The organism is Mesorhizobium sp. M0751 (assembly GCF_040320265.1).
In the GTDB taxonomy this organism is placed as follows: Bacteria; Pseudomonadota; Alphaproteobacteria; order Rhizobiales; family Rhizobiaceae; genus Mesorhizobium.
In genome coordinates, this window is sequence record NZ_JAMYPH010000028.1 from 56,401 (window position 1) to 63,603 (window position 7,203).

Sequence of the window (7,203 nt, forward strand, 5' to 3'; positions counted from 1 at the left end):
CAGCTATTTTCCTGTTTTGTTCTCGCCAGAGAACGGCTAGGCTCGCCATCTTGATTCGAGTCAATCGAGATTCTTTCCACCGAAAGATCCTGGCTGTGAATCGCGGGCATCAAAGTTGGTTGGTTGGGGACTGATGCAGATAAGTCATCACCGACTTGTCTCGTTCTGATATCGAGAGACGGGGATCAGGACCGGGGACATCATGGCAGAGGCAGCACGAAAATTCGGCGTGGCGGAAACACCGCTCTATCGCGAGGCGCCGAATAATATCGAGGCCGAGCAGGCGCTGCTCGGCGCCATACTGGTCAACAACGATGCCTTCTACCGCGTCTCCGACTTCCTGAAGCCCGGCCATTTCTACGAGCCGCTGCATAGAAAGATCTTCGAGGTCGCGGCCGAGCTCATCCGCATGGGCAAGATCGCGACGCCGATCACGCTGAAGACCTTCCTGCCGGCCGACGAGAAGGTCGGCGACATGACGGTGGCGCAATATGTCGTGCGGTTGGCGGTCGAGGCCGTCACGGTGGTCAACGCAACCGACTATGGCCGCGCCATCTACGATCTGGCGACGCGGCGCGCGCTGATCACTGTCGGCGAGGACATGGTCAACATCGCCTATGACGCGCCGGTCGACATGTCGCCCTCCGACCAGATCGAGGATGCCGAGCGGCGCCTGTTCGAATTGGCCGAAACCGGCCGCTACGATGGCGGCTTCGAAAGCTTCACCGATGCCGTCAAGACCGCCGTCGACATGGCCAATGCCGCCTATATGCGTGACGGGCATTTGTCGGGCGTCGCCACCGGCTTGCGCGACCTCGACCGCCGCATGGGCGGCCTGCAGTCGTCCGACCTGATCATCATTGCCGGCCGCCCCGGCATGGGCAAAACCTCGCTCGCCACCAACATCGCCTTCAACATCGCCGAGGCGTATGTCCCGGCGCAGCAGGCGGATGGCTCGTTCAAGGCGGCCAATGGCGGCGTCGTCGGCTTCTTTTCGCTCGAAATGTCATCCGAACAGCTGGCCACCCGCATCATTTCCGAACAGACGGAAATCCCGTCGTCGAAAATCCGCCGCGGCGAGATCAGCGAGATGGATTTCGAAAAGCTGGTCGCCTGCTCGCAGACAATGCAGAAAATCCCGCTGTTCATCGACCAGACCGGCGGCATTTCCATCGCTCAGCTGTCGGCCCGCGCGCGTCGCCTGAAGCGCCAGCGCGGCCTCGACGTCATCGTCATCGACTATATCCAGCTGATGCAGGGATCGAGCGCGAAATCGTCGCAAAACCGCGTCCAGGAAATCACCGAGATCACCACCGGCCTCAAGGCACTGGCCAAGGAGCTGGCGGTGCCGATCATCGCGCTGTCGCAGCTGTCGCGCCAGGTCGAAAGCCGCGACGACAAGCGCCCGCAGCTCTCGGATCTCCGCGAATCGGGCTCCATCGAGCAGGACGCCGACGTGGTGCTGTTCGTCTACCGCGAGGAATATTATCTGAAGAACCGCGAGCCGAAGCCAGGCACCGACGAATACATCAAATGGGAACACGAGATGAACGAGATGCGCGGCAAGGCCGAGGTCATCGTCGCCAAGCAGCGCCATGGGCCAACCGGATCGGTCAGCCTCGCCTTCCAAGGCGAATTCACCCGATTCTCGGACCTTGCCGAGGAACATCATTTGCCGGATCGGTTCGAGTAGCTTTTTGACCAACCGTCGCGCTCCGTCACACCCCCCTCTGGCCTGCCGGCCATCTCCCCCGCAAGGGGGGAGATCGGCAGTTTTGCCGCCGGCTCTCTTCCTGCGACATCAGAGATTGGCGACAGCGTCGATGACAGCCAATCTTCCCCCTTGCGGGGGAGATGTCCGGCAGGACAGAGGGGGGTGGGCCGGATCGCCGAGCCTCGGCAATTGGCAAGCGACGCGACGCTGATGGCCAAATCCCGCATTCAGTTCATCTGCCAGAATTGCGGTTCGGTGCATCAGCGCTGGGCCGGCAAATGCGATGCCTGCGGCGAGTGGAACACGCTGGTCGAGGAAGGCACGTCGGGCGGCATCGGTTCCGGCCCGGCCAATACGCGCAACGCCCGCAAGGGCCGCGCGGTGGTGCTGACCAGCCTCTCCGGCGACATCGAGGATGCGCCGCGCATCGTCTCCGGCATCGGCGAGCTCGACCGCGCCACGGGCGGCGGCTTCGTGCGCGGCTCGGCGCTGCTGGTCGGCGGCGATCCAGGCATCGGCAAATCGACGCTGCTCACCCAGGCCGCCGCCGCACTGGCAGCAAAGGGCCACCGCATCGTCTACGTCTCGGGTGAAGAAGCGGTTGCCCAGATCAGACTGCGCGCCCAGCGGCTCGGCGTCGCCGGCACCCCGGTCGAACTCGCCGCCGAGACCAATGTCGAGGACATCCTCGCCACCATCGCCGACGGCAAGCGGCCGGATCTGGTCATTCTCGATTCGATCCAGACGCTGTGGACCGACATGGCCGATTCGGCACCCGGCACGGTCACCCAGGTGCGTGCCGCCGCCCAAGCGATGATCCGCTATGCAAAATCTACAGGAGCGGCGATCGTTCTGGTCGGCCACGTCACCAAGGAGGGCCAGATCGCCGGACCACGGGTGGTCGAGCACATGGTCGACGCGGTGCTCTATTTCGAGGGCGAAGGCGGCCACCACTACCGCATCCTGCGCACGGTCAAGAACCGCTTCGGGCCAACCGACGAGATCGGCGTCTTCGAAATGTCGGACAAAGGCTTGCGGGAAGTCGCCAACCCGTCCGAGCTTTTCCTCGGTGAACGCCATGCGAAGTCGCCGGGTGCCGCGGTTTTCGCCGGCATGGAAGGCACACGGCCGGTGCTGGTCGAGATCCAGGCGCTGGTGGCGCCGTCGACGCTGGGCACACCGCGCCGCGCCGTCGTCGGCTGGGACGGTGCCCGGCTGTCGATGATCCTGGCGGTTCTGGAAGCCCATTGCGGCGTCCGCTTCGGCACGCACGACGTCTATCTCAACGTTGCCGGCGGCTACCGCATTTCAGAGCCGGCGGCCGACCTGGCCGTGGCGGCGGCACTGGTTTCCTCGCTCACCGGTCTTGCCCTTCCCGCCGATTGCGTCTATTTCGGCGAAATCAGCCTTTCCGGTGCAGTGAGGCCGGTTGCGCATGCGCAGCAGCGCCTCAAGGAAGCCGAAAAGCTGGGTTTCGGAAGCGCGGTTCTGCCCTTGGGCAGCGAGGAACTTGCTGGTGGTAATGGGGTCGGGGGGATCGGAGCCGGCGCTTTCCAGCCCACCGAGCTGGCCGATCTCGTGGCGCGCATAGCCGGCTCACGGCGCAGCCGCGCCGACGAGCAAGAGTGATGCGGCTCGTCGAGCCGTGAAAAAGAGATCGGAGTGGGGCGAAAAACATGCCGATTACGCTGCTTGACGGAATTCTTGTCGGCTTCACCCTAGTCTCGGCGATGCTCGCTATGGTTCGCGGCTTTTCGCGCGAGATCCTGTCGATCATCTCCTGGGCAGCTGCTGCTGCGGCGGCCTTCTTCTTCTACAAGCCGGTGCTGCCTTACATTCAGCCCTATATCGACAACGAAAAGGCCGCCATGGCGGCGGCCGCCGGTATCGTCTTCATTGTCGCGCTGATCGTCGTTTCGGTCATCACCATGAAGCTTGCCGACTGGATCATCGATTCCAGGATCGGCGCGCTCGATCGTACACTTGGCTTCCTCTACGGCGCGGCGCGCGGCATCCTGGTCGTCGCTGTTGCGCTGCTTTTCTTCAATTGGCTGGCCGGCGCCAAGGCTCCAGGCTGGATTGCCAACGCCAAGTCAAAGCCGCTGCTCGAATCGATCGGCGCCAAGCTCGAAAGCCTGCTGCCCGAGGATCCGGAAAACGCCATCCTCAACAAGCTCAATCCGAATCAGCCGGCCACCGAGACGCCTCTGGCCCCCGATGCGCCTGCAGCGGAAGCCCCTGCCGCCGGCGACGACGCCACCGCTCCGGCACCCGACGACAGCGATGCGCCGCCGGCCGACAATGCGCCCGCGACCCCGGCACCTGAAAACCCGGCGCCGGCAAACTGATTTCGGCAGACTTGCCAATCTGCCGACTTGGCAAGGCTCAAGACTGACGATCATGTGAATGCCGCACGACGTGCGTTGCTTTCGATGCGCTATGACCTTATATGGCGACTTTAGCGGAGCTTGAGCCCCCAATGGCAGCCTCAGTGGCAGACGCAGACGACGTGCTTTCCACCGAAGCCGATGACCATTTCCATGATGAATGCGGCGTGTTCGGCATTTTCGGCCGGCAGGACGCCGCAGCCATCGTAACGCTCGGCCTGCATGCGTTGCAGCATCGCGGCCAGGAAGCGGCCGGCATCGTTTCCTATGACGGCACCCAATTCCATGTCGAACGCCATGTCGGCCTGATCGGCGACACCTTTACCAAGCAGCGTGTCATCGACAGCCTGCAAGGCAACCGTGCCATCGGCCACACACGCTATGCCACCACCGGCGGCGCCGGCCTGCGCAATATTCAGCCTTTCTTCGCCGAACTTGCCGATGGCGGCTTTGCCGTCGCCCATAACGGCAATCTCACCAACGCCATGACCGTGCAGCGCGCACTGCAGAAGCAAGGCGCCATCTTCTCTTCCACCTCCGACACCGAGACGCTCTTGCATCTGGTCGCCACCAGCAAGGAGCGTGACCTGAATTCGCGCTTCATCGACGCGGTGCGCCAGGTCGAAGGTGCCTTCTCGCTGGTGGCGATGACGTCCAAGAAGATGATCGGCTGCCGCGACCCGCTCGGCATCCGCCCGCTGGTGCTCGGCGATCTCGACGGCGCCTGGATTCTCGCCTCCGAGACCTGCGCGCTCGATATCATCGGTGCGCGTTTCGTGCGCGACCTGAAGCCCGGCGAAATGGTCGTCGTCACCAGCAAGGGCATCGAAAGCCTGTTCCCGTTCGAGCCGCAGAAGACCCGCTTCTGCATTTTCGAATATGTCTATTTCGCGCGGCCGGATTCGTCGGTCGAAGGCCGCAACGTCTACGAAGTGCGCAAGCGCATCGGCGCCGAGCTGGCGCAGGAAAGTCCGGTCGAGGCCGACATCGTCGTGCCGGTGCCGGATTCGGGCACGCCGGCGGCGATCGGCTTTTCGCAGGCCGCGGGCATTCCGTTCGAGCTCGGCATCATCCGCAATCACTATGTTGGCCGCACCTTCATCCAGCCCGGCGATTCGATCCGCCACATGGGTGTCAAGCTCAAGCACAACGCCAACCGCCGCATGATCGAAGGCAAGCGCGTGGTGCTGGTGGACGATTCGATCGTGCGCGGCACCACCAGCCAGAAGATCGTGCAGATGGTGCGCGATGCCGGCGCCAAGGAAGTGCATATGCGCATCGCTTCGCCGCCGACGCGCGCCTCGTGCTTTTATGGCGTCGACACACCGGAAAAGTCGAAGCTGCTGGCGTCGCGCATGTCGGTGGAGGAGATGGCCGAGTTCATCCGCGTCGATTCGCTCGGCTTCCTGTCGATCGACGGGCTCTACCGCGCCGTCGGCGAGGCCGGCCGCGACAACGAGCAGCCGCAATTCTGCGACGCCTGCTTCACCGGCCAGTATCCGACCCGGCTTGCCGACTTCGAAGGCTCCGACAATGTGCGCACGCTGTCGCTGTTGGCGGCCGGCGGGTCTTAGAATTCCGATCCGGGCGGAGGTAAGACATGAGCGCTCGACGAGACTTATGGCAAGGCCTCAAGGATTCATTCTCATTTGCAAAATCCTTGCTCAAAGATCAGATAAGATCCGAGGTCGATATCGATACGCCTCTCGGTAATGGATTTCTTTTTTGCCAAGTTAGAGAGGCGAAAGAGACTCAGGACAAGTATGTCGTCGTCAAAGCCATTGGTGGTGATGCAACGGTTTTTGTCCCTCTTGACGAGAATTCCGCCAAACAATTGATTTCCTTCATTCAGCTGTCGTTCTTAGACCAGCAACCCAAGAATAGCTCATGACCCCTCCCCTCGATCTCTCCGGCCGCGTTGCGGTCGTCACCGGTGCCTCGCGCGGCATCGGCTATTTCATCGCCAAGGAGCTTGCCGCCGCCGGTGCGCATGTGATTGCGGTTGCTCGCACCGTCGGCGGGCTGGAAGAGCTCGACGACCAGATCAAGGCAGGTGGCGGACAGGCGACGCTGGTACCGCTCGATCTTGCCGACATGGCGGGGATCGACCGACTGGGCGGCGCCATACACGAGCGCTGGGGCAAGCTCGACATACTGGTCGCCAACGCCGCTGTGCTCGGCGTCATCGCCCCGATCGGCCATGTCGAGGCCAAGACCTTCGAGAAAGTGATGACCATCAACGTCACCGCAACATGGCGGCTGATCCGCTCGGTCGACCCGCTGCTGCGGCTTTCCGATGCCGGCCGCGCTATCGTGCTGAGCTCCAGCCTTGCCCATTCTGCACGCGCCTTCTGGGCGCCTTATGCGGCGTCGAAGGCGGCGGTCGAGGCCATGACGCGTTCATGGGCACATGAGACCGAAAACCTGCCGCTCAGGGTCAACGCCGCCGATCCCGGGGCAACGCGCACCGCGATGCGGGCGCAGGCCGTACCGGGCGAGGATCCGGAAACGCTGCCGCACCCCTCGGAGATCGCCAAGCGTATCGTGCCGCTTGCCAGCCCCACGCTCAAGGAGACGGGGCTGATCTTCCAGGCCAAGCACAACCGCTTTGTCGCCTACCGGCAGCCGGAGTAAGCGGCCTAACATCACGCGGCTGTGATGCCGTGGCTTAAGGCCGCGCTTTGGCCCAGCTTTCGCCGCTGGGCCAGAGTTGCTAGGATCGTGCGACTCCCAAAACAAGCAGAGCGAGGAAATACCCATGGCGGCACCGAGCGTAGCGTTAGTCTGGTATCTGGTGATCGCCGGCCCGCAAGGCGGCATGGTCGTGTTGCCCAGCACATTCGACACCCGCGAACAGTGCACCTTCGCCATAACCGAATACCAGAAGCAACCGACGCCGGCCGGCTGGTCGGTGCAGTGCGTGCCGAGCGCCTCTCCCTTCGCCGATGAGGGCGACGCCGAGGAGCCGTCGGCGCAGTAGGACAGCGTGATCTCCCCCCTGTTTGGACCGGGGACATCGCGAACAGGTGTGCGGGGACATCGCGAACAGTTTGCCATCCTATCTTTGGCTTGCGTTGAGGTCGATGGTCTGGATTTTCTGGT

7 protein-coding genes are annotated in these 7,203 nt (G+C 63.1%); all 7 read left to right on the forward strand.

What is annotated here, in order from left to right; genetic code table 11:
• The first annotated feature begins 202 nt into the window (after positions 1-202).
• Positions 203-1,693, forward strand: a complete 1,491-nt coding sequence (locus NKI19_RS29365; protein ID WP_023677714.1) for a replicative DNA helicase — start codon at positions 203-205, stop codon at positions 1,691-1,693.
• A 231-nt stretch (positions 1,694-1,924) separates the two neighbouring features.
• Positions 1,925-3,343 (forward strand): DNA repair protein RadA, encoded by a 1,419-nt coding sequence (radA, locus tag NKI19_RS29370; protein WP_352493164.1) that lies wholly within the window; start codon positions 1,925-1,927, stop codon positions 3,341-3,343.
• Between the two features lie 47 nt (positions 3,344-3,390).
• Entirely contained in the window at positions 3,391-4,062 is a 672-nt protein-coding gene (locus NKI19_RS29375) for a CvpA family protein (RefSeq protein WP_352567448.1), read from the forward strand.
• Positions 4,063-4,193: 131 nt separating this feature from the next.
• Complete coding sequence (gene purF / locus NKI19_RS29380; RefSeq protein ID WP_473554620.1) at positions 4,194-5,675, forward strand: amidophosphoribosyltransferase; 1,482 nt, start codon at positions 4,194-4,196, stop codon at positions 5,673-5,675.
• A 26-nt stretch (positions 5,676-5,701) separates the two neighbouring features.
• The gene (locus tag NKI19_RS29385; RefSeq protein ID WP_352567449.1) at positions 5,702-5,992 is read left to right on the forward strand and encodes a hypothetical protein; all 291 of its coding nucleotides are present in this window, start codon (positions 5,702-5,704) and stop codon (positions 5,990-5,992) included.
• Positions 5,989-6,735 (forward strand): SDR family NAD(P)-dependent oxidoreductase, encoded by a 747-nt coding sequence (locus NKI19_RS29390; RefSeq protein ID WP_352493161.1) that lies wholly within the window; start codon positions 5,989-5,991, stop codon positions 6,733-6,735. Before NKI19_RS29385 ends, NKI19_RS29390 begins: the two co-directional genes overlap by 4 nt.
• 124 nt (positions 6,736-6,859) lie before the next feature.
• Positions 6,860-7,081, forward strand: a complete 222-nt coding sequence (locus NKI19_RS29395; protein WP_292662211.1) for a hypothetical protein — start codon at positions 6,860-6,862, stop codon at positions 7,079-7,081.
• Positions 7,082-7,203: the final 122 nt, after the last annotated feature.